Here is a 21,821-nt window from a genome sequence, read left to right as displayed (position 1 = left end):
TTTCTTCACCGGGGCCCGCCGGGCGGGAAGCGACCCCGGGCCCGACGCGAATGTCATCGCTCTCCGGCAGGCAGTCCGACAGCTCCCCGGGAGGGCGCCCCTCTGCCGTTCGTCCAGCCGGAAGTGTCCCGCGCCCGGTACCTCTCCCCCGTGTGGTGCGTTCATCCCGTTGAGCGGGCGGGGCGGCTGCGCTGGATCTTTCGTGTCTGGCAAGCTGTGGCGCGTCCGAGTAGCCGCACTGGGCGGTGAAATCAACGGACGACTGAGTCAGATTCCAAAGGCCGCACGCTCACCCTCGTGCCGCCGCCGAGCACCACGGCTGAGAGGTCTGGCCCGATCGAGACCGGTTTGACTGATGTCGTCACTCTTCAACGGCGCCAGCAGGCACGGATATCCACCCAGGACGAGGAGAGCTTCTTCGTCGACGTGCTCACCGAGTACCAGTGGGCCCGCGATGCGGCCGGGCTGGCCCCGTCGTCGATCGATCAACTGATCAAGCCGGTCATCGAGCTCTGCGACTTCTACGGCACCGTGCCGTGGTGTTCCAGGATTTCGTCCGGTACAAGCTGCCGGCGGTGGACAACATCACGTACGGCAGGCCGCAGGCGCCATCCGACCGGGAGCGCGCCGCCTTGGCCGCCGAGTGCGCCGGTGCACATGAGTTCCTCTCCCGGCTGCCTGACGGCTACGACACCGTGCTGAGCAAGGAGTTCAGCGAGGGTTCGGACCTCTCCCTGGGGCAGTGGCAGCGTCTCGCTCTGGCGCGCGCCTTCTACCGGGACTCCGATTTCGTGGTGCTTGACGAGCCCACCGCCTCGCTCGATCCGCAGGCGGAGGCCGACCTCTTCGGCCATATCCGGGAACTCTTCGCGGGACGCACCGTTCTGCTGATCGCCCACCGTTTCGCCAATGTGCGTGAGGCCGACCGGATCTACGTGCTCGACGCGGGATGCGTCGTCGAGCAAGGCGACCACGAGTCCCTGCTCGCAGCCGAAGGCATGTATGCCCGCCTCTACCGACTGCAGGCCGAGGCCTACCAAGACGCACGCGTGCCCGACCGGGCAGCGGGAGCCGTGGCCCGGAAGGCCTGATCGCTCCTGCGCGTCGGGCCCGTCCTACTTGACGTGTACTTCCGACCCACCCCATAGTTATTCCACTAATCCCTTAGTGGAAAGGTGTGGAGTGATCGAGTTCCGGATCGATCGCCGCTCCGGCGTGGCGACCTACCTGCAGATCGTGCAGCAGGTGAAGCACGCGCTGCGGCTCGGTCTGCTGGAACAGGGAGACCGACTGCCCACGGCCAAGGAGGTCGTCGCGGCCACGGCGATCAACCCAAACACGGTGCTCAGGGCATATCAGGAGCTGGGGCGTGAAGGGCTGGTCGAGTCGCGCCCGGGACTGGGGACGTTCGTCAGCAGGTCTCTTGCCACCCCCGCCACCGCCGAGGACGCACCGCTGCGCACCGGTCTCGAGAAATGGGTGACGGCGGCGCGATCCGCCGGACTGGCACGCGAAGACGTAGAAGCCCTGGTCAAGGACGCCATCGACCGGGGCTTCAGCAGTGAGCGAAGGAGCGACATCAATTGAACGACGCAGAAGGCGCCGCAGCGCTGTCGGCGGAAGCGCTTGGTAAACGCTACAAGCGGGGATGGGCGCTCCAGGACTGCACCTTCGTGCTGCCTCGCGGCAGGGTTTCCGCCCTGGTGGGCCCCAACGGAGCAGGTAAGAGCACGCTGATGTCCTTGGCGACCGGGTTGCTGTCACCCACCGCCGGCACGATCAGGGTTCTGGGCGATACCCCCGGGCGCGGCGGCACACATCCGCGCCTCGCGTTTCTGGCCCAGGACAAGCCCCTCTACCCGGGGTTCAGCGTCGCGGAAATGCTCCGTGCGGGGCAGGCGCTCAATGAGCGGTGGGACCATGTCTACGCCCGGAGCCTGGTCCACACGGCAGGAGTTCCCACCGGAGCCCGGATCTCCACCCTCTCTGGTGGCCAGCGCACTCGGGTTGCTCTCGCCATGGCCCTGGGGCGCCGACCGGAGATCGTCGTCCTCGACGAACCTCTGGCCGACCTCGACCCGCTCGCCCGGGAGGAGGTTATGCAGGCCCTCATGCAGGAGGTCGCCGAGACCGGCATGACGGTGCTCCTCTCCTCGCATGTACTCGCCGACCTCGACGGCATCTGCGATCACCTGCTGCTGCTGGCCGACGGCCGGGTCCGGCTGGGAGGCGACGTGGAAGACCTGATCGCCTCGCACAGGGTGATGATCGGCCCGCGCTCCAGGGGTGAGCAGCCCTTCGCCTCGGAGGCGGTCATCGAGTCCCGGGTGACTGAGCGTCAGACGACCGCAGTCGTGCGCCGAGGGGGCGCCGTGCCGCCGGAGGGCTGGGAGGCGCATGAACCGACTCTGGAGGAACTCACCATGGCCTACCTGCGCTCCTCACGGGAGCAGTCCGCCCGGGCTACGACGCCTGCGGGGCCCGAGTCGGCGGAGGTGGCTGCCTGATGCTGTGGGTCGCCTGGCGCCAGCAGCGCCTCCAACTGCTGATCGCTACGCTCCTTGTCTGCGCGGTGGGCAGCGTGATGCTCTACTATCGGATCTCCGCGGATGCGTACATGCAGGACCATGGCATCGTCGGGTGCCTGCGGATCGACGAAGCCGCCTGCACCGCGAGCGCGATGAGCGCGTTCAGCGACGCCTACAAGGCATACGTGTCGATCATCCCCATGGTCCTGCTCTGTCTTCCTGTCCTCCTGGGCATGTTCGCCGGAGCGCCGCTCTTCGCCCGCGAGATCGAACAGGGCACACACATCTTCGGGCTGACCCAGTCCGTGGGCCGTGGCCGCTGGTGGGCGACGAAGTCGATGGTGGCCGGTGTGCCGCTGGCCTTGCTCATGCTCGGACTCGGTCTGTTCGGCTTCTGGGCCCTGAAGCCTCTCAACCATGTGACGCGCGGTCCTGTGATGACCCCCGGCTTCGAAACCCAGGGACTGACACTCGCCGCCTACACGGTGCTTGCCTTCGCCATCGGAGCAGCCGCAGGGTTGCTGTTCCGCAACACACTGGCCGCGATGGCGGTCGTCCTCGGCCTCTATCTCGTCGTACTCGTCAGCATCGGCACAGTTGCCCGTCCGCACTACCTCGCGGCCGAACGCGTCACCGGAACCGTGGCGGAGAGTACCGGGGAGAGCGAGCGGGGCGGGCGTAGCTGGATCCCCGACGACGCCTGGCGAATCGGTTCCGCCTACTACAGCAAGGACGGACAGAAGGTCTCCTTCAACCCATCCGGCTGCGACGGCAAGGAGACGATCCAGCGCTGCCTCGCCAGGCAGGGTGTGGCGAAGCAGTCCTCCGACTATCACCCCGCCTCGCGCTTCTGGAGCCTGCAGGCAATCGAGGCTGGAGTCTTCATCGCGCTGTCCGCCGGTCTTCTCGGGCTCGGTGCATGGACGCTGCGCCGCCGGGTTCTGTGAGAGCAACCCACCCCGGGGTGTCCGGACCCAAAGGGCCCCGGTCGCCCCCACCCTGCCGGCGCTAGTGTCTCGTGATCCTGCTCATGTCAGTCTCACTCTGCCGCTCCCGCAACAGGCGGACCGTTCCGGCCAGCGCCAACAGGGCATCAACCCCGATGACAGGGACATTCCCCGTCGCGTCCTCGTCTATGTCAGCACTGCGGCTTGCTCCTTGAGCGCTGCATCAACAAGATCAAGGAGTGGCGGGGCCTGGCAACCCGCTACGACAAGACCGCCACCAGCTACCTTGCCGGACTCCACCTACGCGGTGCCATGATCTGGATCCGCAGCCTCCGACCGACATGATCCGAACCTGGAACAGGCCCTAGGGCCGAAACACGGTGCCGCGGGCCGAAGCGAGGTCAGGACCTCGACCGCACCCGGCACCCCGCCGGTCGCCCGCCCGGCGGCGGCCGGGCTGCCCTTCCCCGTGACCCCGCATAGGCTGAGACGGTCCGCGCCGGGCACCACCGGCGCGGGCTCGGGCCGGCAGCTGCATCCGGCCCGCCCGTACTGTCCGGGACTGTTCGGAACCGTGGCCCCTTCGGCCACGGGGCCGGATCCCGCCGATCGTCACCGCGTGGCCGCCCGGTGCCCCGCGGCGACCCGCTTCGACGATCACCCGGGTCTCCCCCGGATCCGCTGCGCGACCCCCGCGATCGGGCACTCGGACCCGGAGTCCTCGATGGCCAAGGAGGCGCCCGCCAAGCTCTTGCCCGCCCCGCTCACCCCGCTGCACGGCGGGGGCGACCGCACTCCAGGGGCACTCTTGTGCGAACCGCAGCGGTGGCTTTAGGTGGACGGAACGCCTTCGACAGGAGGATTCGATCATGGGCGCACCAGGCGACGCGGGCGCTGCCCCGCCGCTGACCGAGGACGAGGCGGAGGAACTGCTTCGCTGTATCTGCTTCAAGACGGGCCCGCCCCGCGCCGTCGGGGTGGAACTGGAATGGCTCGTGCACGATCGGCATCTGCCGCACCTGCCCGTCGACGAGGCCCGCCTCGGCCGGGCGTTCGCCGGACTGCGGGATCTGGCCCTCGGTTCGTCACTCACCTTCGAACCGGGCGGGCAGCTGGAGCTCAGCTCGCCGCCCGCCGCGTCGCTGAGGGAGTGCATCGACTCCACCGCGGCCGACCTGGCCGCGGTCCGGACCTCGCTCGCCCGCTCCGGGCTCGTACTGACCGGCTGCGGCCACGAACCCTGGAACCCGCCGCGCAGGCTGCTGCGCGAGCCCCGGTACGACGCCATGGAGGCGTGCCTCGACCGCACCGGCCCCGCCGGCCGGTCCATGATGTGCTCCACCGCTTCCGTGCAGGTGTGCCTGGACGCCGGGCACGAGGAGCCCGGCCCGCTGGGCCTCGGCCGCCGCTGGCAGCTGGCGCACCTGCTGGGGGCCGTGCTGGTCGCCGCCTTCGCCAACTCACCCGCAGGAGCAGGCGCAAGGACCGGCTGGCGCTCGACCCGCCAGGCGCTGTGGGCCGAGCTGGACCCGGCACGGGCCCTGGCACCGCCTCAGGGCGCACCGCCCCGTGACGCCTGGGCCGGGCATGTGCTGGACACGCCGGTGATGTGCGTCCGTGCCGCGGAGGGCCCGTGGCCGGTGCCGGAAGGGCTGGCCTTCCGGGAGTGGATCCGGTCCGGCAGGCCCCGGCCGCCCACCCGCACCGACCTCGAGTACCACATGACCACCCTCTTCCCACCGGTGCGCCCTCGGGGGCACCTCGAACTGCGCATGATCGACGCGCAGCCGGGAGAGGAGGGGTGGATGGTCCCCCTTGCCGTCACCACGGCGCTCTTCGACGATCCGGAGGCCGCCGAGACCGCTTACCGCACGGTCAAGCCGCTCGCCGAGACCGCCGGCCCGCTGCCCGCGCCCCGCAACCCGCTGTGGGTGGGCGCCGCCCGGCACGGCCTGGCCGACCCCGAACTGCACGGCGCCGCCGTCGGCTGCTTCGCCGCCGCCCTGGAGGCCCTGCCCCGGCTGGGCGCGTCGAAGGCCGTCCGGGACGCGGTCGCCTCGTTCCACGAGCGCCAGGTCCTGCCCGGCCGCTGTCCGGCCGACGACTTCCCGTTCCCCGGCAAGGAGACCCGCTCATGACCGAGACCCCGGTGGCCGCGGACGAGGGCTTCAGGAAGCGCGCCCTGGAGGCGCTGACGACGGCCAGGAACCGTACCGGGCTGCTGACGGAGTGCATCGACGACGGCGAACTCACCGCCCAGCACTCGCCCCTGATGTCCCCGCTCGTGTGGGACCTCGCGCACATCGGCAACCAGGAGGAGCAGTGGCTCCTGCGGGCCGTCGCCGGGCGGGAGGCGATCCGGCCCGAGATCGACTCCGTGTACGACGCCTTCGAGCACCCGCGGGCCGAGCGCCCGTCCCTGCCGCTGCTGTCCCCCGGCGAGTCCCGGGCGTACGCCTCCGACATCCGCGGCCGGGTACTGGACGTCCTGGAGGCCCATCCGCTGCACGGCAGCCCGCTCGTGGACTCCGCCTTCGCCTTCGGGATGATCGCCCAGCACGAGCAGCAGCACGACGAGACCATGCTCATCACCCACCAGCTGCGGCGCGGCCCGGCAGCGCTGAGCGCCCCGGAGCCGCCCGGGGGCGGCACCGCCGGGCTGCCGGCCGAAGTACCCGTGCCCGCCGGGCCGTTCACCATGGGAACCTCCGCCGAGCCGTGGGCGCTGGACAACGAACGGCCCGCGCACCACCGCCACGTGGACGCGTTCTTCATCGACACCACACCCGTCACCAACGGTGCCTTCCAGGCGTTCGTCGCGGACGGCGGCTACACCGACGAGCGCTGGTGGGCGCCCGAGGGCTGGGAGCGGATCCGGCGGCACGGCATCGGCGCGCCGCTGTTCTGGGCTCGCGAGGGCGGGCAGTGGCTGCGCCGCCGGTTCGGGACGACCGAGCCGGTGCCCGAGGACGAGCCGGTACTGCACGTCAGCTGGTACGAGGCGGACGCCTACGCGCGCTGGGCGGGGCGGCGGCTGCCCACCGAGGCCGAGTGGGAGAAGGCCGCACGGCACGATCCCGCGTCCGGCCGCTCGCTGCGCTACCCGTGGGGCGACGAGGACCCGACGCCGGAGCGGGCCAACCTGGGGCAGCGGCACCTCCGTCCCGCGCCCGCGGGTGCGTACCCGGAGGGCGCCTCACCGTGCGGGGCGCGGCAGCTGATCGGCGACGTGTGGGAGTGGACGTCGAGCGACTTCCTGCCGTACCCGGGGTTCGCGGCGTTCCCTTACCGCGAGTACTCGGAGGTGTTCTTCGGTCCCGGGCACAAGGTGCTGCGGGGCGGCTCGTTCGCGGTGGACCCGGTGGCCTGCCGGGGCACGTTCCGCAACTGGGACCTGCCGGTGCGCCGGCAGATCTTCTCCGGATTCCGTACCGCCCGGGACGCCTGATGTGCCGTCATATCGCCTACGTCGGTCGGCCGTCGGCCCTGGGGGACCTGCTGGTACGGCCGCCGCACGGGCTGCTGCGGCAGTCGTGGGCGCCGCGCCGGCAGCGGCACGGCACGGTCAACGCGGACGGTTTCGGCGTGGGCTGGTACGCCGAGGGCGATCCGGTGCCCGCCCGCTACCGGCGTGCCGGGCCCGTCTGGGCCGACCCGTCCTTCACCGACCTGGCCCGGGTGGTCCGCAGCGAGGCCCTGCTGGCCGCCGTCCGGGACGCCACGGAGGCCGGCGCGGACGGCGAGGCCGCGGCCGCCCCGTTCGCCGCCGGCCCCTGGCTGTTCAGCCACAACGGAGCCGTGCGCGACTGGCCCGCCGGCGTGGCCCCGCTCGCCGCCGCGCTGCCCGCCGCGGAACTGCTGTCGCTGGAGGCCCGCTGCGACTCCGCCCTGGTGTGGGCGCTGGTGCTGCACCGGCTGCGGGAAGGCGACGAGCCGGGCCAGGCCCTCGCCGACACCGTGCTCGACGTGGCCCGCGCCGCTCCGGGCTCCCGCCTCAACCTGCTGCTGACCGACGGCGTGGCGATCGCCGCGACCGCCTGGGGCGACACGCTCTGCTATCTGACCGTACCCGGCCGGGGCACGGTCGTGGCGTCGGAGCCGTACGACGACGACCCCCGATGGTGCGAGGTGCCCGACCGAGCGCTGCTCACGGCGACCCGCACCGATGTACTGACGACCCCGCTCAAGGAGCCGCCCGCGTGAGCCCGTTCCAGCTGACCCGCACCCTGCCCGAGGACGCCACGAGTGCCGCACTGCGCACCGATGTGCGGCGCGGCCTGACCCGCAGCCCCAAGGAGCTGCCGCCGAAGTGGTTCTACGACGCCCGCGGGAGCGAACTGTTCGAGGAGATCACCCGGCTGCCCGAGTACTACCCGACGCGTGCCGAGCGGGAGATCCTCGCCTGCCGGGCCGGGGACATCGCCGCCGCGACCGGCGCCCGCACCCTGGTGGAGCTCGGCTCCGGCTCCTCGGAGAAGACCGGTTTCCTGCTCGACGCCCTGCCGGAGCTGCACAGCTATGTCCCGGTGGACGTGAGCGGGAGCGCGCTGACCGGGGCCGGGGAGGCGCTGCTCGCGGACCGGCCCGGGCTCCATGTGCACGCGCTGATCGCGGACTTCACGCGGGTACTGGCCCTGCCGGAGACCCCCGGCCCGCGGCTGGTCGCCTTCCTCGGCGGAACGGTCGGCAATCTGCTGCCCGGCGAACGCGCGGACTTCCTGCGGTCCGTGCGGGCGCTGCTCGCACCCGGGGACGCCCTGCTGCTCGGCACGGACCTGGTGAAGGACGAGCGGGTGCTGGTGGCCGCGTACGACGACGCCGCCGGTGTCACGGCGGACTTCAACAGGAACGTGCTCGCCGTGGTCAACCGGGAACTGGAGGCGGACTTCCCCCTGGGCAACTTCGACCACGTGGCCGTCTGGAACGACCGGGAGGAGTGGATCGAGATGCGCCTGCGCGCACGGGAGCGGGCGAATGTGAAGATCCGCGGGCTCGATCTCGTCGTCCCGTTCGAGGCGGGCGAGGAGATCCGCACGGAGGTGTCGGCGAAGTTCCGCCGGGAAGGGGTGCGTTCGGAGCTGGCCGCCGCGGGGATGAGGCTCACCGAGTGGTGGACCGACGCCCAGGGCAGGTTCGCGGTGTCCCTCTCGGCGGTGGGCTGAGCGGCGATCACCCGCGGCCCAGGGCCGGCCGGCGGGCAGAGCCCCCGCGGCACCGGCCGCCGGTACGGAGCGGCCCTGGAACCGGCAGCCGCCGCCCTGCCCCGTGCCACCTCACGACCGGGCCCGTGCCGCCTCGGCCGAACGGGCGGGCGTGTGAGCGGCCGTCGGGCCGGGCCGCACCGGGGATCGGCGGAGTGAGCCCGGCGGCCGCCGCGGACCGCCATGGCACGGCGCATCGCCACCGACGGATGCGGCCGCACCGACGGGTACGCAGGCGATGTGCACGGGCCGCGCATCCGGGCCGGAGCCGGGCGCCGCCCGGCACGGCACGTGGTGGAAGCGGCCATGCTCCCGGACGCACCCGGTGGACGCTTCGGGGGAACACCGGCGGGCGCGAGCCGCGCCCGGGGCGCGCCCGCCGGGCAGGGCCGGGCCCGGACGCCTCGCGGAGCGGCAAGGGCTGGGGCACGGTGGACTGGAGCCGACCACACGGCTGAGAGGAGAGCGGCCCTCATGTCCCACCACACCTACCGGGTCACCGAGATCGTCGGCACCTCGCACGAGGGCGTCGACCAGGCCATCCGCAACGGCATCGCGCGGGCCGGGCGGACACTGCGCGGTCTTGACTGGTTCGAGGTCACCCAGGTGCGCGGCAACATCGAGAACGGCGCGATCGAGCACTTCCAGGTCGGTCTGAAGGTCGGGTTCCGCATCGAGGACGCCGAAGGCGCGGACTGAGACCGTCACCCGTCCGGCGGCAGGCGCCCCCGCGGATCGCGGCGAAGTGCGCGGTCGCGAACGGCCCTCCGTCCCGTACTGCCCCTGTACGCTTGCCCCCGGCGGCGGCCGTTCGGCGCTGCGGACGCCCGGATCCCGGCACGAGGCACGACCACGAGCACGAGCACCGCGGCAGTGCGGCCGGGGAACGGAATCCGCGCACCGGCCGGTGACGCGGACGGTCACCGGCCGGCGGGTCCGGCGCTGGGGCTCGCTCCGGCCCGGAGCGCTCCGGTTCAGCCGAGGACGAGCGGAACGAGGGCGGCGGCGCCCGGAGTTCGGTGACGGCGGCGCGGGCGGGCGCCCGGGGGCGGCCCGCGGGCTCGTGGCGGCCGATGACACTGATCCAGGTGCCGTCGGCATGGCGCCCGGCGTGGAGTTCCTCGCCGCCGATGCGGAGCGGGGGCGCGGCACGAGGGGAAGGCCGGGTGCGGCGCGGCCCGCGGCCACGCAGGTGAGGGTAAACAATAGTTGCCCTAACGGCAGGGTCCCCGGTGTACACCGGGCGGGTCGGTCAACTATTGTTTAGCAAGCCACCGACCGAGAGCAGCCCTCCATGCCCCTACGGAACGCGCGGGGAGTCGGGGGAGACCGGCGACCTGTGCCCGCCCCCGGCCCCGGCTCCCCCTTCGCCGACAGGCTGAACTACCTGTTCGCCGTCCTGCGACCGCACGACGGCGACCCCTCGAAGGCCAATTCCCGTACCGGGGAGTTCTCCAACACCCACGTCGCGGAGACCGTCTCCGCGTACGGCGACGGAACCATCACCGCGGCGTACATCGGCAAGCTCCGCGGCCCGGCCGGCGAGAACCCCACCATCCGCGTCGTGCGTCTCCTGGCCCGTTTCTTCGAGGTCCCGGCGGGATACTTCGTGGAGGACGCGGTCACCGAGCGGATCGTCGGGCAGTTCCAGATCGTGCAGCAGTTGCACGAGCAGGGTGTGAAGAACCTCGCCCTGCGCGCCGCAGGTCTCTCGCCCGCCAGCAAGGAGGCCCTGCTGAAGATGGTCGACGCCGCACGGGCGATGGAAGGCCTTCCCGAACCCGACCCCGCCGACCCCGCCGACGCCCCCAACGCCCCCAACGCCCCCAACGCCCCCAACGCCCCCAACTGATGCTTGTGCACACGTCTCACCGCCACCAGGCCGAGGAAGGAGCCGTCATGTTCTTCCGCAGGCGCAGGACGGCCACCGACGACACCGCACCCGGAGACGGCGCCTGCGCTCTCCGCGACTTCGTCGACGGGTTGGGGCTGCCCCCCGTCAGCGACATCCGCGAGCTGGTCCCCTTCGTGGAGCAGTACACCGGACGCCCGGTCGAACTGATCCCGGTCACCGACGCCGCGGCGCTCCCCCAGTCACTCGACGCGGCCTCTCCCTGCGGCCTGTGGCTCGCGACGGACACGACCGACTACGTCTTCCACGACGCGACCACCAGCCTCGCCCACCAGGACGTCATCATCGGCCACGAGCTCGGCCACATCCTGCGGCGACACCACACGGTGGACGGCGGCTTCCTCGCCGGGGTCGGCACCCTCGGCGGCATCCTCCCCGACATGACGCCCGCCTTGATCCGCATGCTCGTCGGCCGCACCCGCTACGCCGAGCCCGACGAGGTCGAGGCCGAGACCATCGGCTCCCTGCTGCTCGCTCACGTCCACGCCCACCACTCGGCCCACGACGACCCCATATCCCGCACCCTCCTGCGAAGGCCGCGTTGAAAGACCTCCTGCACCCCCTGTGCCTGATCATCGCAGGGACGGGGTTCCTCGTACTGCTGCGGGACGTGGCCCGCGACCGCCGTGACCGGGCCCTGGTCGCCCTCGCCTGCTCGTTCCTGGCCTCGGCCCTCAGCTTCGCGGTGTCCATCACCTGGGTGTGGGTGCGCATCGACAGCGCCCTCGGCGTCCCGAACATCGTCGTGCCGATCGCCCAGAGCTTCGTCATCCTGGTCCTGGCACTCCAAGGCGGCGTCCTGGCGCACTGGTCGAAGCCGGCGGACGAAGCCCGCCGCCGCGCGAAGCGCCTCCTCCTCGCGGGCGCCGGCGTCATCGCGGGCATGTTCCTCCTCTTCGCGCTGCTCACCCCGGCCGCGCAGCGCCCGACCGACTTCGCGATGTACTACGCGCACGACCCCTTCTACCAGGCCTACGTGCTGCTGTACTTCGGCACCTACACCGCGGCGGAGCTCTACCTCGCGCGGTCCTGCTGGAAGTACGCACGTACCGCCAGCGTCCCGTCCATCGCCGTGGGCCTTCGCATCGTCACCATCGGCGCCCTCATCACCCTTCTCTACAGCGGTCAACGGATCAGCGCCATCATCGGAGCCGAAGCCGGATTCAGCGTCGACCACCTCAACGAACTCGCCTGGGCCTGCGGCGACATCGGCGCCACCCTCACCCAGATCGGCTACTTCATCCCCGTCATGGCGGCCCGCCTCGGCGCGGCCTACGCCTTCGCCGACGAGCACTACAGCTACGCCCGGCTCGGCGGGCTGTGGGAGGCCCTGGTGCGCGTGGATCCCGGCATCGTCCTCCAGCAGCCGCCGAGCCAGCAGGACTATCTGCGCAGACGGCGCGGCATCCACTACGAGCTGATCCGCCGCCGCGCCGAGATCCGCGACGGGCAGATCGCCCTGCGCCGCTACCTGTCGCCCGCCGTCCGCACCGAAGCGGAGGCGCGCCGCAGCCGCGAGCGCCGGTTCCTGCGCCGGCTGGCCGGCCCGCGGCTCGCCGCGGCAGTCACCGCCGACCAACTGCGGCACGCGATGGTCCTGCACGCCCAGCACAAGCCCGTCATGGAGCCGGCCGAGTACGCCGACGCCTCCCTCAGCCTCGGCGACGTCCGGGCGGAGCAGCAGCACCTCCTGCGTGTCGCCCGGTACTTCTCCCCCGCCCGGCCGGAGACCCCGGCCGCCGCCCCAACGCCCGCCACCTCCCACGGAGTCCGTACGTGATGCCCCGCCGCAACCTTCTCGCGACCTCTGCGGCCGTCGCCGGTGCCCTCGGGCTGCCCCGAGCGGCCACCGCCGCCCCGAGCGGCACCGCCGCCCTGCACCTGGCACCTGCCCACCGGCAGGTGGCCGCGCTGCGCAGCGGCAGGACGTCCAGCAGGTCCCTGCTCGACCGGCTCCTGGAGCACCACGCCGGGACCAACTCCGGGGTGAACGCCGTCGTCACCCTCGATGCCGAAGGCGCCCGGGCCGCCGCCGACCGGGCCGACCGGCACCTCGCTGCCACCGGCCGCCCGCTCGGCCCGCTCCACGGCCTGCCCATGACCGTGAAGGACGCCCTGGAGACGAAGGGGATGCGCACCACGTGCGGGTCCCCCGACCTCACCGACCACGTCCCGGGCCGGGACGCCGACGCCGTCGCCCTGCTGCGCGCCGCCGGTGCCGTCATCGTCGGCAAGACCAACGTCCCGGTCCTGTGCCAGGACATCCAGACCAGCAACCCCCTCTTCGGCACGACCAGGAACCCCTTCGCCGAGGACCGCACGGCGGGCGGGTCGTCCGGCGGGGCGGCCGCCGCGGTCGCCGCGGGCCTCACCTCGCTCGAAGTCGGCTCCGACCTCGGGGGCTCCCTGCGCCTCCCGGCCGCCTACTGCGGGGTGTACGCGCTGCGGACCTCCCGCGGTGCCTCGCCGATCGTGCCGACGCGCGGCCACATCCCGCGCCCGCCGGGGTGGCTCAGCTCCTCCGACATGGTCACCCTCGGCCCCATCGCACGCACCGCGCGCGACCTCGACCTGCTCCTGAACGTGCTCGCCGCACCCTCCCCGGCCGACGGCCCCGCGTGGAGCATCCGCCTGCCCTCGCCCACCAGGACCCGCCTCGGCCAGTACCGCATCGGCATCTGGGCCGATGACGGCCACTGCGGTGTCGACTCCGCCGTCCGCGGCCTGCTGGACCAGGTCACCGCCGCCCTCCGCGCGGCCGGCGCCGCCGTCGACGACTCCACCCGCCCCGTGGACATGGCAGACAGCGACATCCTGTTCCAGCGGCTCATGTACGCGACCGCCTCGGCGACCGCGACGGACAGCGGGTTCGACGCCGACGTCAGGGCAGCGGACGCCATGGCCGACGACCACCCCGCCGCCCTGTTCCTCAAGTCCCGCACCATGCGGCACCGGGACTGGGCGCGCGCAGACGAGGACCGGCAGAAGCTCCGCGGCACGTGGGCCGACTACTTCACCGACCACGACGTCCTCGTCACCCCGGCCGCGCCGACCGCCGCCGTCCTCGACCAGACGTCCGTGCCCGTCCCGCAGCGGTACATCACCGTCGACGGGGAGAAGCGGTCGTACTTCGCCCAGACGAGCTGGATCAATCTGGCCGGCCCGGTGGGTCTGCCCTCGCTCGTGCTGCCCGTCGGCCGGACCGCCGAGGGCCTGCCCCTGTCGATCCAGCTCATCGGCCCGTATCTGTCGGACCGGACCCTGATCTCCGTTGCGAAGCTCCTCGCGCCGGTGCTGCCCCCGGCACCGAAGGCACCGGCGCTCACCCCCTGATCCGCCGTCCCGCCTGACACGGGGGTGCAGGCGGGAACGGAGGCGAGAGGGGCCCCGGATTGCGGGGCCCCTCTCCTGCTGTCCCGCGGCCGCCCGCACCACCGGCGAAAGTCCCGGACCCGGGCGCGGGCCCCGGACGCCGCCCGGCGCGCCTTGCGGCTACACCGCGTCCGCGAGTGACAGCCGGTGGAGGCAGTCCGGCGGGCCCGGCCGGGCGTAGTACCAGCCCTGGGCCGTGTCGCAGCCCAGCTCGCGCAGCTGCTCGGCCTGGGCACCGGTCTCCACGCCCTCGACGGTGACGGCCAGCTCCAGGCTGTGGGCCAGCGAGACGATCCCCTCGACGATCTTCCGGTCGACCGGGTCCGCCGGGTGCTGCTGCATGCCCTGGGTGAAGGAGCGGTCCAGCTTGAGCACGCTCACCGGGAGCCGCCGCAGATTGGCCAGGTTGGAGTAGCCCGTGCCGAAGTCGTCGAGGGCGATGCCGACACCCATCTCGGCCAGCTGCCGCAGCGGTTTGAGCAGGTCCTCGTCCGCTCCGATCAGCGCGGACTCGGTGAGCTCCAGGCACAGCGCGCCGGGCGGCAGACCCGAACGCTCCAGTACGTCGACGGTGTCGGCGACGAGACCCGGGTGGTGCAACTGGGCCGGGGAGAGATTGACGTTGATCCGCAGCGGCGGCGCGGAGTCGCCCGCTCCGGCCTGTTCGTGCCAGGACCGCGCCTGCCGCACGGCCTCCTGGAGGACCCAGCGGCCGAGCGGCACGATCAGCCCGGTGTGCTCGGCCAGCGGAATGAAGTGGTCGGGCCCGAGGACGCCGTGCTGCGGGTGCGACCACCGCACCAGTGCCTCCGCGCCGTGCACCCGGCCGTCGCCGAGGCGCACCAGCGGCTGGTACTCGATGAAGAACTCGCCCCGCTCCAGGGCGGCCGGGAGCGCCGTGGTCAGGCCGTGCCGGGTGATCGCGCGGGCGTCCGCCTCCGGGTCGGAGAACTCGAAGCGGTTCCCGCCCGCCGACTTGGCCCGGTACATGGTGATGTCGGCGCTGCGCAGCACCTCCGCCGAGGTGCGCCCCCCGGCAGGTCCCTCGACGATCCCGATGCTGCCCCGGACGATGATCTCCCGGCCCTCGAGCGTGAGGGGCACGGCGAGCGCGGAGAGGATGCGGGCGGCGAGTTCGCTCGCCTCGCGCTGGGTCTCACGGCCGGTGGTCAGCGCGACGAACTCGTCGCCGCCGAGCCTGGCCACCATCTCGCCGGGCGCCGTTGCGCAGCTCTGCAACCGGTCGGCGACCTCGACGAGGAGACGGTCGCCCGCCGAGTGGCCGAGGCTGTCGTTGATCGCCTTGAAGCCGTCGAGGTCGAGGTAGCAGAGCCCGAAGCGGGCGCCCTCACCCGCCGCCAGCGCCTTCCCCAGCCGCTCGAAGAACAGGGTCCGGTTGGGCAGCCCGGTGAGCGCGTCATGGGTCGCCTCGTACCGCAGCCGGAGGTTGAGCAACCGCCGTTCGGTGGTGTCCTCCATGAGGGCCAGCTGGTACTGGGGCACACCGTCGGCGTCCCTGAGCAGCGAGACGGTGAGATTGGTCCAGAGCACCGTGCCGTCGTTGCGGTAGAAGGGCTTCTCGACCCGGTAGTGATCGCGTTCACCGCGGACCAGTTCGTCGTACATGTTCCAGGTCAGCGGGCGGTCCTCCGGGTGCGCCCATTCGTTGACCTTCCGGCCGCGGACATGGTGCTCCAGTCCGCCGAACATGCGGGTCAGCGTGTCGTTGACCTCGAGGACGTTGCCGTCGAGGTCGGCGATGCCGATGCCGATCGCGGCGTCCTCGAACACCGCGCGGAAGCGCGTCTCCGTGGCGTGCAGGGCCTCCATGGCCACGCTGCGTGCGGCGAGCGCCGAGCGGGCGATGGCCTCCTGCTCGGCGAGGGTGCGCTCGCGCAGCGCGAGGGCGAACCCGGCGGCGAGCGCGTGCTGCAGCCGGGCGCAGCGGGCCCGGCTGTCCTCGGCCGACTCCCGGCCGGGCCCGCAGTAAAGGACCAGATAGGCGTCGACGACGCCGAGCGTGCGGCTGAGGGCGTCGGGGTCCGTGCAGTGGGCGCCGACGAGTGCGCCGCCGACGCGCTGGGCGGCCGCGGGGTCGAACGGGCGGGTGTGCAGCGCCTCGGCCAACTGCCGTGCCAGCGGCAGCAGATGCTCCTCGAACTCGGGACGGGTCAGCGAGGTGGCCGTCACCGGGAAGATCGCCCGGCTCCAGATGGTCGCGAACCGGCTGAGTCTGTCCTGAAGGTCGTCCGGGCCGACCGCCTCCGGGCCCGCTGCCTGCGACGGCGTCATCACGCCTTGCGCCCCACCCCTGCGTACCCGGAGAACGCGTATGGGTCCTCCTGCGCGGCCGGGGTCTCGGGCCGCCAGTCCGGCATCGACACCAGTCCGGGCTCGACCATCTCGAACCCGTCGAAGAACCGTGCGATCTCCTCGCGCGAGCGCATCACCAGCGGGTTGCGGATGTCCCTGTAGACCCCGACGGCACCGCCGGCCTGCTCCCGGGGCAGCGGGATGCCCTCGTAGGAGGCGTGGGTGACGACGATCAGGCTGCCGGGTGCCAGCGCGTCGCGCAGCGCGGCGACGGACCGCCGGGGGGCGTCGGAGTCCTCCAGGAAGTGGAGGACCGCGACGAGCAGCAGCGCCACCGGCCGGTCGAGGTCCAGCAGTCCGGTGTTCTCGCCGCCGGCGAGGATGCCGGCCGGCTCGCGCAGGTCGGCCTGGACGATCCCGGCTCCGTCGTTGCCTTCGAGCACGGCCTGGCTGTGGGCGACGGCGACCGGGTCGTGGTCGACGTACACGATCCGCGCTGCGGGGTCGGCCTTCTGCGCGATCTCGTGGGTGTTGCCGAACGTCGGTATGCCCGAGCCGATGTCCAGGAACTGGCTGACGCCCTCGCTCGCGGCGTAGCGCACGGCGCGGCGCATGAAGGCACGATTCGCCTGCATGATCTTGGGGAGGCCCGGCATGAACCCCATCGCCCTCCGGGCGGCTTCGCGGTCGACCTCGAAGTTGTGCGAGCCGCCCAGGTAGTAGTCGTAAATGCGGGACACGCTCGGCACCGAGATGTCGATGCCGGGCGGGGCCCAGGCGGGACGCTCCATTGATGTCTCCAACAAGTCGCCACGGGTGGACCGCCATTGTCATGGCAGGCGTTCGAGCCGAGGCTACTGATCGCCCGCCAAGAGAGCGAGCAGAAACGGAAATTAACGATCCGTTCTTGGTCACACGCCACGGGCACATGCGGGCAGGAACCATCCCGAAACAGCCGACCCGCCGCACGCGGGAGGCGTGGCGGCGGGCCGGTGGCCGGGGCGCGGCGTGGGGACCTAACTGGGCGCCCCGACCGGCTTGCCCTGGGGCGACACGGCGAACCATGTGCCGCCCACGCCCTGCCCGTTGGTGTCACCGGGCTTCTTGTCGCCGGCGAACGTGTAGATCGGCCAGCAGTCGATGGTCTGCTGCTTGATTCCGTCGGGACGGTCGAAGGTCACGAAGCCCTTCTTCAGAATGCCCACGGTGTCGTCGGCGTTCACCGGGGCGATGACCGGCCACTTCTCCAGGCACGCACCCGTGCAGGCGGTCTTCATCGGCCAGGCCGAGTCCTTGGTGAAGACGTAGGCGGTCATTCCGTTCTTGTCCACGACGATGTCGCCGAGCTTCGGGTCCTTGCGGACGGAGAGGCCGGCGAGGTCGACCGACTCACCGCCCGCCTGGCCGGCGGGCTCTCCGCCGCCGTCCCCCTCGCCTCCCGCCTTGCCGTCTTCGGACTCCTCGCCGCTCCCGCCGAGTGCGGCCTTCTTGCCGTCGGGTGCGGAGGCGAACCATGTGCCGCCGACGCCCTGCCCGTTGGCGTCACCGGGCTTGGCGTCCTTGGCGTAGCGGTACATCGGCCAGCCGCCCACGGTGAGTTGCTTGGTGCCGTCGGCCCGGGTCACCGAGCCGATGAGCGACGCGTCGGTGCCGGGGGCCGGAGTCACATCGCCGGCCGCCACCACCGGCCAGGCCTTGGCGCAGTCGCCTTCGCAGTTCGACGCCACCGGATCGACGGAGTCCTTGTCGAAGCGGTACAGGGTCATTCCACCGCCGTCGGTGAGCACCTCGCCGAGCTTGCTGTTCTCCCGCACGGCGAGCTGGCCTCCCGTCGTGGGCTTGGCGTCCGCCGCACCGGCATCCGCACCGTCACCGTCCGAGCCGGATCCGTAGCCGCTGCTGGCGGCCGGCTGCCCGGCGGGGTTGACGGCTCCGACGGCCTGGCCGTTCGGCTGCGCCACCGTCTCCTGACCGCACGCCGTCGTCAGCGCCAGTACGGTAGCGGCGGTCACCGCGAGCGAGGCGTTACGCCAGGTCTTCATGTCAACTCCCGTAGCCCGGTGTCCGTTGCGGCGCCTTGGTGCGCCGTCCACGGCCCTAGGTACGCGCGGTGGGGCCGGGTGTGTTCAACGGCCTGCACGGAAAATCCTCACGGCGTCCCAAACCCGTTCCTCGGACTTCCCCACCATCAGGCGAATCACTCCCCGTCCGGGCGTGTCCCGGCCGCTCGTGGACCAGGCTCACCGGCGTGTACGGATCGCTTGCCGCGCGGCTGCTGTCGGCCGCCGCACTCGCCTGGCTGCTGACGGCGCCGCTGCCCGCAGCCGCCGACTCCTGCTCGTACGCCTCGATCGGTCCCGGTGGTCCGAACGAGCCGGGCTCCTCGGTCGCCGTCGCCGGCGGCGCCCGCTGCACGGCGGGGCCGGTCCCGGTTCCCGAACCGCCTCCGCCACCGCCACCGCCACCCGAGCCGCCTCCCCCACCGCCACCGCCGCGCGAACCACCTGCACCACCACCACCGCCACCGCCACCGCCTCCGCCACCACCGCCCGCACCACCCCGGATCGAGGCGCCTCCCCCACCGACACCACCGCCACCACCGCCACCACCACCACCCACACCCACACCCACACCGACACCGCCCGCGAAGGCCCGCCCCGCACCACCGCGCCCCACCCCGGTCGCCCTCCCCCACTACCGAAAGCCCCCACGCGAGAAACCACGCGGCGGCCCCTCACTGGTGTCCCTCACGCTCCTCGTCACCGCACCCGCCGTGCTCGCGGCGGCATTCCTTCGTCCCCGATCCCGCTAGCCCGGAGGTTCACTTGTCGGAGTGGGTCGTACTGACCATCGCCATGGCCGCGGCGTGCGCGGTCGTCCTCACCATCACCGTCATCAACCATCGGCGGGTCGGCGAGCACGACGATCCCTCGGAGACACCCGATGTCATCGAGTACATGACCATGATGATCGGCGTGGTCTACGCGATCGTGCTCGGCCTGGCCATCGCGGGCGTCTGGGAGGCGCGCGGCGCGGCGGAGGACTCGGTACGCCACGAGGCCCAGGCACTGCACGAGGTGAGCGCCCGCGCCGAGGTCTACCCCGTCGAGGCGCGCGAACGCATCCGGGACAGCGTCGACGCCTATGTCGCACATGTGGTGAACACCGAGTGGCCCCACATGGTCGAGAGGGGCGAACTAACCCCGGAGGGCACACGGCTGCTCGAACAGGTGCGCAGGGACGTGGCGGACTACGTACCGGCGAACGACCACGAGGGCCAGGCGTACCAGCCACTCGTCGACCAGGTGGCGGCGGCCGACGACGCCCGTGGGGCCCGGGGGCAGAACGCCGAGGCCACGATGCCCGGCGTGGTGTGGTTCGGCCTGGTGACGGGCGCCGCGGTCACCGTCGGCCTGATCTTCACCCTGCAGATCCGCAGGACCTCCCGGGAGTTGCTGCTGGCCGGCCTGTTCAGCGCGCTGATCGCGTTCCTGCTCTTCCTGATCTGGGCTTTCGACGCGCCGTTTGGGAGGGGCCCGTCGGCCGCTCCCGGCCCGTTCACGGCGCTCTTCCCCCACGCCCTCGGCTGATCACAGCACCTCCGGGTGACGCAAGTGGGGAAAACCTCCGCTGCGCCGCCCGGGGGACAGGCGTGCCCCATTCGCCCGTCTGAGATCGCGAGGGTGCATACGCGCTTCTAGCGTTTCGGTCATCGAGGTGCATTCCCTGCTCTTGTGGAAAGCCCTTCCGCACCTGCTCCTCGGGGACTCCGGAGGATTGCCATGCGCGCGATATCCGTCGCGTCCGCCGCTCTGCTGGGAGCGGCCGCCCTCGCTCTGCCCCTTCCCCCCGCGGCGGCGGACACCGCCGGCGGCGCCGGCGGCAGCGTCCGCAAGCAGCCGTTCTCGTTCGCCGTCACCCCCTCGACCGTGGCACCTGGCGGCACGGTGACGCTGGGAGTGTCCGGCTGCGGCACCACGGCCACCGCCTCGTCCGGCGTGTTCGACACCGTGACGATCCCGCCGCGCCAGACCGCCACGGCGAGGGTCGACCTGGACGCACGGCGCGGTGCCGTCTATTCGGTCCAGTTCACCTGCAACAGCCAGACCGGCACCACGGATCTGACGATCTCCGGCAGCGGCTCGGCGACACCGACCACCAGCTCCACCAGCACCACCGCTCCCCAGCCCCATGGCGTCAAGGGCGGACTGGGCGGCAGCATCCGCGGCATGCACGCCGTGGAGATCGCGGCAGGCGTCATGCTCGTGCTGGCGGCCTCGGGCGGCGTCGTCTACGTGGTGCGCCGGCGCTCCGGCAGCCGGCTGCACTGAGCCTTCCCCGCGTCGGCCAACCTCTCGCCGGCGCGCCTTCCGTCCTTGTTGCGGGCGCGCCCTGCTCCTCGCCGGACAGTCCCACTCGGCACTACTCGGCGCCGTCCACGCCCGTCGCCCCGGTTCCTGATTCAGGACTCGGGGCGACGGGCGGTGAAGGCCGGCCGGGAGGGTGAGGCCGGTCAGGCATCTCCACCGCTGATGCCACGCCGACGGCGAACCAGGTAGACGGCACCGCCGAGGGCCGCTGCGGCGACGAGTCCGCCGCCCACTGCCATCTCGGTGCTGGAAGGCTGCTGCGAACCGCCGAGACCGCCCCGGGTACCGCGGCCCGAGAGCACGATGAAGGTCCGGGTCGCGATGCGGTTGCTGTCGTTGCACCGGACGGCCAGGTTGTACTGGCCCGGGGTCGCGCGGTCGAAGATACGGGCCGTGGCGACGGCGACACCCTGCCCACCCTTGAAGTCGTTGTAACCGCCGCGATCGTTGCGCCGGTTGTCGTTGTGGCCGCCCTGGTCACGACGGTTGTTGTCACCCCGGCCGTTGTTGTTCCCACCCTGATCGTTGCGACCGTCGTTGCCACCCCGGCCGTTGCCGTCCCCACCCTGATCGTTGCGACCGTCGTTGCCACCCCGGCCGTTGCCGTCCCCACCCTGATCGTTGCGACCGTCGTTGCCACCCCGGCCGTTGCCGTTCCCACCCTGGTCCTGACCGTTGCCCTGGAAGTTGCCGTGCTGGTCCTGCCTGACGCCGTTCCCGTTCCCGTTCCCGTTCCCGTCAGTTCGGGCGTTCCCGTTGCCGTTGCCGTTGCCGTTGCCGTTGCCGTTGGGCTGAGGGTTGGTGTTCGAGTCCGGGTTGCCCTCTTCACCCGCACGCTTGCCGCCCGGGCCGTAGTACCCCCCGTAGCCGACGCTCAGGTTGGCCGCGGGAAAGGCGTTGGACGACACCGTGCCGCCGCGGTGGCAGCCGTCGACCAGGATCGTCAGGGTCGAACCCTGGTGGACCTCGGACGGGGAGAGCCGGACGTTGGTCGGACCGTTGCCACCCCCGGTGGAAGTGGCGGCGACCACGGGAGAAGTGGCGCCCATGGCCGCACACGCGGTGATCGCCACCGCGACAGCGCGTGAAGCACGCATGGTTGAACCTCCATCGGAGGTGCGCCCCGGAGCGGCGCTCCGGAGATTTCGACGAGAACGCCCTCCATGACGAACCCTCAC

21 protein-coding genes are annotated in these 21,821 nt (G+C 72.0%); 16 read left to right on the top strand and 5 right to left on the bottom strand.

Going from position 1 to position 21,821, the window contains the following annotated elements:
• Positions 1-536 precede the first annotated feature (536 nt).
• The 10 genes from SCWH03_RS20230 (at position 537) to SCWH03_RS20185 (ending at position 9,375) form a co-directional block, all read left to right on the top strand.
• Positions 537-1,091, top strand: a complete 555-nt coding sequence (locus tag SCWH03_RS20230) for an ATP-binding cassette domain-containing protein (RefSeq protein WP_216854774.1) — start codon at positions 537-539, stop codon at positions 1,089-1,091.
• Positions 1,092-1,167: 76 nt separating this feature from the next.
• A complete protein-coding gene (locus SCWH03_RS20225) occupies positions 1,168-1,587 on the top strand; it encodes a GntR family transcriptional regulator (protein ID WP_254076892.1) in 420 nt (139 codons plus the stop codon).
• Positions 1,584-2,507 carry an ABC transporter ATP-binding protein gene (locus SCWH03_RS20220; protein ID WP_173265700.1) on the top strand — a complete coding sequence of 308 codons (924 nt, stop codon included), beginning with the start codon at positions 1,584-1,586 and terminating at the stop codon, positions 2,505-2,507. The genes SCWH03_RS20225 and SCWH03_RS20220 overlap by 4 nt, the downstream gene beginning before the upstream one ends.
• On the top strand, positions 2,507-3,475 hold the full coding sequence (locus SCWH03_RS20215; RefSeq protein ID WP_173265699.1) for an ABC-2 membrane transporter-related protein: 969 nt from the start codon (positions 2,507-2,509) through the stop codon (positions 3,473-3,475). The genes SCWH03_RS20220 and SCWH03_RS20215 overlap by 1 nt, the downstream gene beginning before the upstream one ends.
• 204 nt (positions 3,476-3,679) lie before the next feature.
• Positions 3,680-3,820: a hypothetical protein gene (locus SCWH03_RS20210; RefSeq protein WP_371872730.1), complete on the top strand. Its 141-nt coding sequence runs from the start codon at positions 3,680-3,682 to the stop codon at positions 3,818-3,820.
• Between the two features lie 524 nt (positions 3,821-4,344).
• Entirely contained in the window at positions 4,345-5,613 is a 1,269-nt protein-coding gene (gene egtA / locus SCWH03_RS20205) for an ergothioneine biosynthesis glutamate--cysteine ligase EgtA (RefSeq protein ID WP_173265698.1), read from the top strand.
• Positions 5,610-6,923 carry an ergothioneine biosynthesis protein EgtB gene (gene egtB / locus SCWH03_RS20200; RefSeq protein ID WP_173265697.1) on the top strand — a complete coding sequence of 438 codons (1,314 nt, stop codon included), beginning with the start codon at positions 5,610-5,612 and terminating at the stop codon, positions 6,921-6,923. The genes egtA and egtB overlap by 4 nt, the downstream gene beginning before the upstream one ends.
• Positions 6,923-7,678 carry an ergothioneine biosynthesis protein EgtC gene (gene egtC / locus SCWH03_RS20195; RefSeq protein WP_173265696.1) on the top strand — a complete coding sequence of 252 codons (756 nt, stop codon included), beginning with the start codon at positions 6,923-6,925 and terminating at the stop codon, positions 7,676-7,678. The genes egtB and egtC overlap by 1 nt, the downstream gene beginning before the upstream one ends.
• Entirely contained in the window at positions 7,675-8,637 is a 963-nt protein-coding gene (egtD, locus tag SCWH03_RS20190) for an L-histidine N(alpha)-methyltransferase (RefSeq protein WP_173265695.1), read from the top strand. Before egtC ends, egtD begins: the two co-directional genes overlap by 4 nt.
• A gap of 513 nt (positions 8,638-9,150) precedes the next feature.
• Complete coding sequence (locus SCWH03_RS20185) at positions 9,151-9,375, top strand: dodecin (protein WP_173265694.1); 225 nt, start codon at positions 9,151-9,153, stop codon at positions 9,373-9,375.
• Here SCWH03_RS20185 and SCWH03_RS29250 read toward each other — a convergent pair.
• On the bottom strand, positions 9,275-9,916 hold the full coding sequence (locus tag SCWH03_RS29250; protein ID WP_254076891.1) for a tyrosinase family oxidase copper chaperone: 642 nt from the start codon (positions 9,914-9,916) through the stop codon (positions 9,275-9,277). The genes SCWH03_RS20185 and SCWH03_RS29250 overlap by 101 nt on opposite strands.
• A gap of 99 nt (positions 9,917-10,015) precedes the next feature.
• On the opposite strand from SCWH03_RS29250, the gene SCWH03_RS20175 reads away from it, so the two are divergent.
• Genes SCWH03_RS20175 through SCWH03_RS20160 form a run of 4 tightly spaced genes read left to right on the top strand, consistent with a single transcriptional unit; the run spans position 10,016 to position 13,921 of the window.
• Positions 10,016-10,528 carry a hypothetical protein gene (locus SCWH03_RS20175; protein WP_216854772.1) on the top strand — a complete coding sequence of 171 codons (513 nt, stop codon included), beginning with the start codon at positions 10,016-10,018 and terminating at the stop codon, positions 10,526-10,528.
• A 47-nt stretch (positions 10,529-10,575) separates the two neighbouring features.
• Positions 10,576-11,133 carry a M48 family metalloprotease gene (locus SCWH03_RS20170; protein ID WP_173265693.1) on the top strand — a complete coding sequence of 186 codons (558 nt, stop codon included), beginning with the start codon at positions 10,576-10,578 and terminating at the stop codon, positions 11,131-11,133.
• Positions 11,130-12,368: an MAB_1171c family putative transporter gene (locus SCWH03_RS20165; protein WP_173265692.1), complete on the top strand. Its 1,239-nt coding sequence runs from the start codon at positions 11,130-11,132 to the stop codon at positions 12,366-12,368. Before SCWH03_RS20170 ends, SCWH03_RS20165 begins: the two co-directional genes overlap by 4 nt.
• Positions 12,368-13,921 (top strand): amidase family protein, encoded by a 1,554-nt coding sequence (locus SCWH03_RS20160; RefSeq protein ID WP_173265691.1) that lies wholly within the window; start codon positions 12,368-12,370, stop codon positions 13,919-13,921. The genes SCWH03_RS20165 and SCWH03_RS20160 overlap by 1 nt, the downstream gene beginning before the upstream one ends.
• Before the next feature lie 159 nt (positions 13,922-14,080).
• On the opposite strand, the gene SCWH03_RS20155 is transcribed toward SCWH03_RS20160, so the two are convergent.
• From SCWH03_RS20155 to SCWH03_RS20145, 3 genes are all read right to left on the bottom strand, one after another.
• Positions 14,081-16,252 (bottom strand): putative bifunctional diguanylate cyclase/phosphodiesterase, encoded by a 2,172-nt coding sequence (locus SCWH03_RS20155; protein WP_173265690.1) that lies wholly within the window; start codon positions 16,250-16,252, stop codon positions 14,081-14,083.
• Positions 16,252-17,064: an SAM-dependent methyltransferase gene (locus SCWH03_RS20150; RefSeq protein WP_173265689.1), complete on the bottom strand. Its 813-nt coding sequence runs from the start codon at positions 17,062-17,064 to the stop codon at positions 16,252-16,254. The genes SCWH03_RS20155 and SCWH03_RS20150 overlap by 1 nt, the downstream gene beginning before the upstream one ends.
• 225 nt (positions 17,065-17,289) lie before the next feature.
• Positions 17,290-18,315, bottom strand: coding sequence for an SCO0930 family lipoprotein (locus SCWH03_RS20145; protein ID WP_173265688.1), 1,026 nt, complete (start codon positions 18,313-18,315; stop codon positions 17,290-17,292).
• 783 nt (positions 18,316-19,098) lie between these two features.
• Between SCWH03_RS20145 and SCWH03_RS20140 the strand changes: the two genes are divergently transcribed.
• Both SCWH03_RS20140 and SCWH03_RS20135 read left to right on the top strand, forming a co-directional pair.
• Entirely contained in the window at positions 19,099-19,863 is a 765-nt protein-coding gene (locus SCWH03_RS20140; protein WP_173265687.1) for a bestrophin-like domain, read from the top strand.
• 192 nt (positions 19,864-20,055) lie between these two features.
• A complete protein-coding gene (locus SCWH03_RS20135; RefSeq protein WP_173265686.1) occupies positions 20,056-20,604 on the top strand; it encodes a hypothetical protein in 549 nt (182 codons plus the stop codon).
• Between the two features lie 182 nt (positions 20,605-20,786).
• Here SCWH03_RS20135 and SCWH03_RS29935 read toward each other — a convergent pair whose 3' ends face one another.
• A complete protein-coding gene (locus tag SCWH03_RS29935; protein ID WP_371872729.1) occupies positions 20,787-21,740 on the bottom strand; it encodes a hypothetical protein in 954 nt (317 codons plus the stop codon).
• Between the last annotated feature and the right edge of the window lie 81 nt (positions 21,741-21,821).

This window comes from Streptomyces pacificus (assembly GCF_011766325.1).
Taxonomy (GTDB): Bacteria; Actinomycetota; Actinomycetes; order Streptomycetales; family Streptomycetaceae; genus Streptomyces; species Streptomyces pacificus.
Note: the sequence above shows the minus strand (reverse complement) of the source record. Positions and strands in the feature narration are given on the sequence as shown.

Coding starts and splice junctions, on each gene's coding strand:
- SCWH03_RS20145 (WP_173265688.1), bottom strand. CDS start 18,315: ATGAAGACCTGGCGTAACGCCTCGCTCGCGGTGACCGCCGCTACCGTA.
- egtB (WP_173265697.1), top strand. CDS start 5,610: ATGACCGAGACCCCGGTGGCCGCGGACGAGGGCTTCAGGAAGCGCGCC.
- SCWH03_RS20170 (WP_173265693.1), top strand. CDS start 10,576: ATGTTCTTCCGCAGGCGCAGGACGGCCACCGACGACACCGCACCCGGA.
- SCWH03_RS20155 (WP_173265690.1), bottom strand. CDS start 16,252: ATGACGCCGTCGCAGGCAGCGGGCCCGGAGGCGGTCGGCCCGGACGAC.
- SCWH03_RS29935 (WP_371872729.1), bottom strand. CDS start 21,740: ATGCGTGCTTCACGCGCTGTCGCGGTGGCGATCACCGCGTGTGCGGCC.
- egtA (WP_173265698.1), top strand. CDS start 4,345: ATGGGCGCACCAGGCGACGCGGGCGCTGCCCCGCCGCTGACCGAGGAC.
- SCWH03_RS20150 (WP_173265689.1), bottom strand. CDS start 17,064: ATGGAGCGTCCCGCCTGGGCCCCGCCCGGCATCGACATCTCGGTGCCG.
- egtC (WP_173265696.1), top strand. CDS start 6,923: ATGTGCCGTCATATCGCCTACGTCGGTCGGCCGTCGGCCCTGGGGGAC.
- SCWH03_RS20160 (WP_173265691.1), top strand. CDS start 12,368: ATGCCCCGCCGCAACCTTCTCGCGACCTCTGCGGCCGTCGCCGGTGCC.
- SCWH03_RS20185 (WP_173265694.1), top strand. CDS start 9,151: ATGTCCCACCACACCTACCGGGTCACCGAGATCGTCGGCACCTCGCAC.
- SCWH03_RS20135 (WP_173265686.1), top strand. CDS start 20,056: ATGCGCGCGATATCCGTCGCGTCCGCCGCTCTGCTGGGAGCGGCCGCC.
- SCWH03_RS20215 (WP_173265699.1), top strand. CDS start 2,507: ATGCTGTGGGTCGCCTGGCGCCAGCAGCGCCTCCAACTGCTGATCGCT.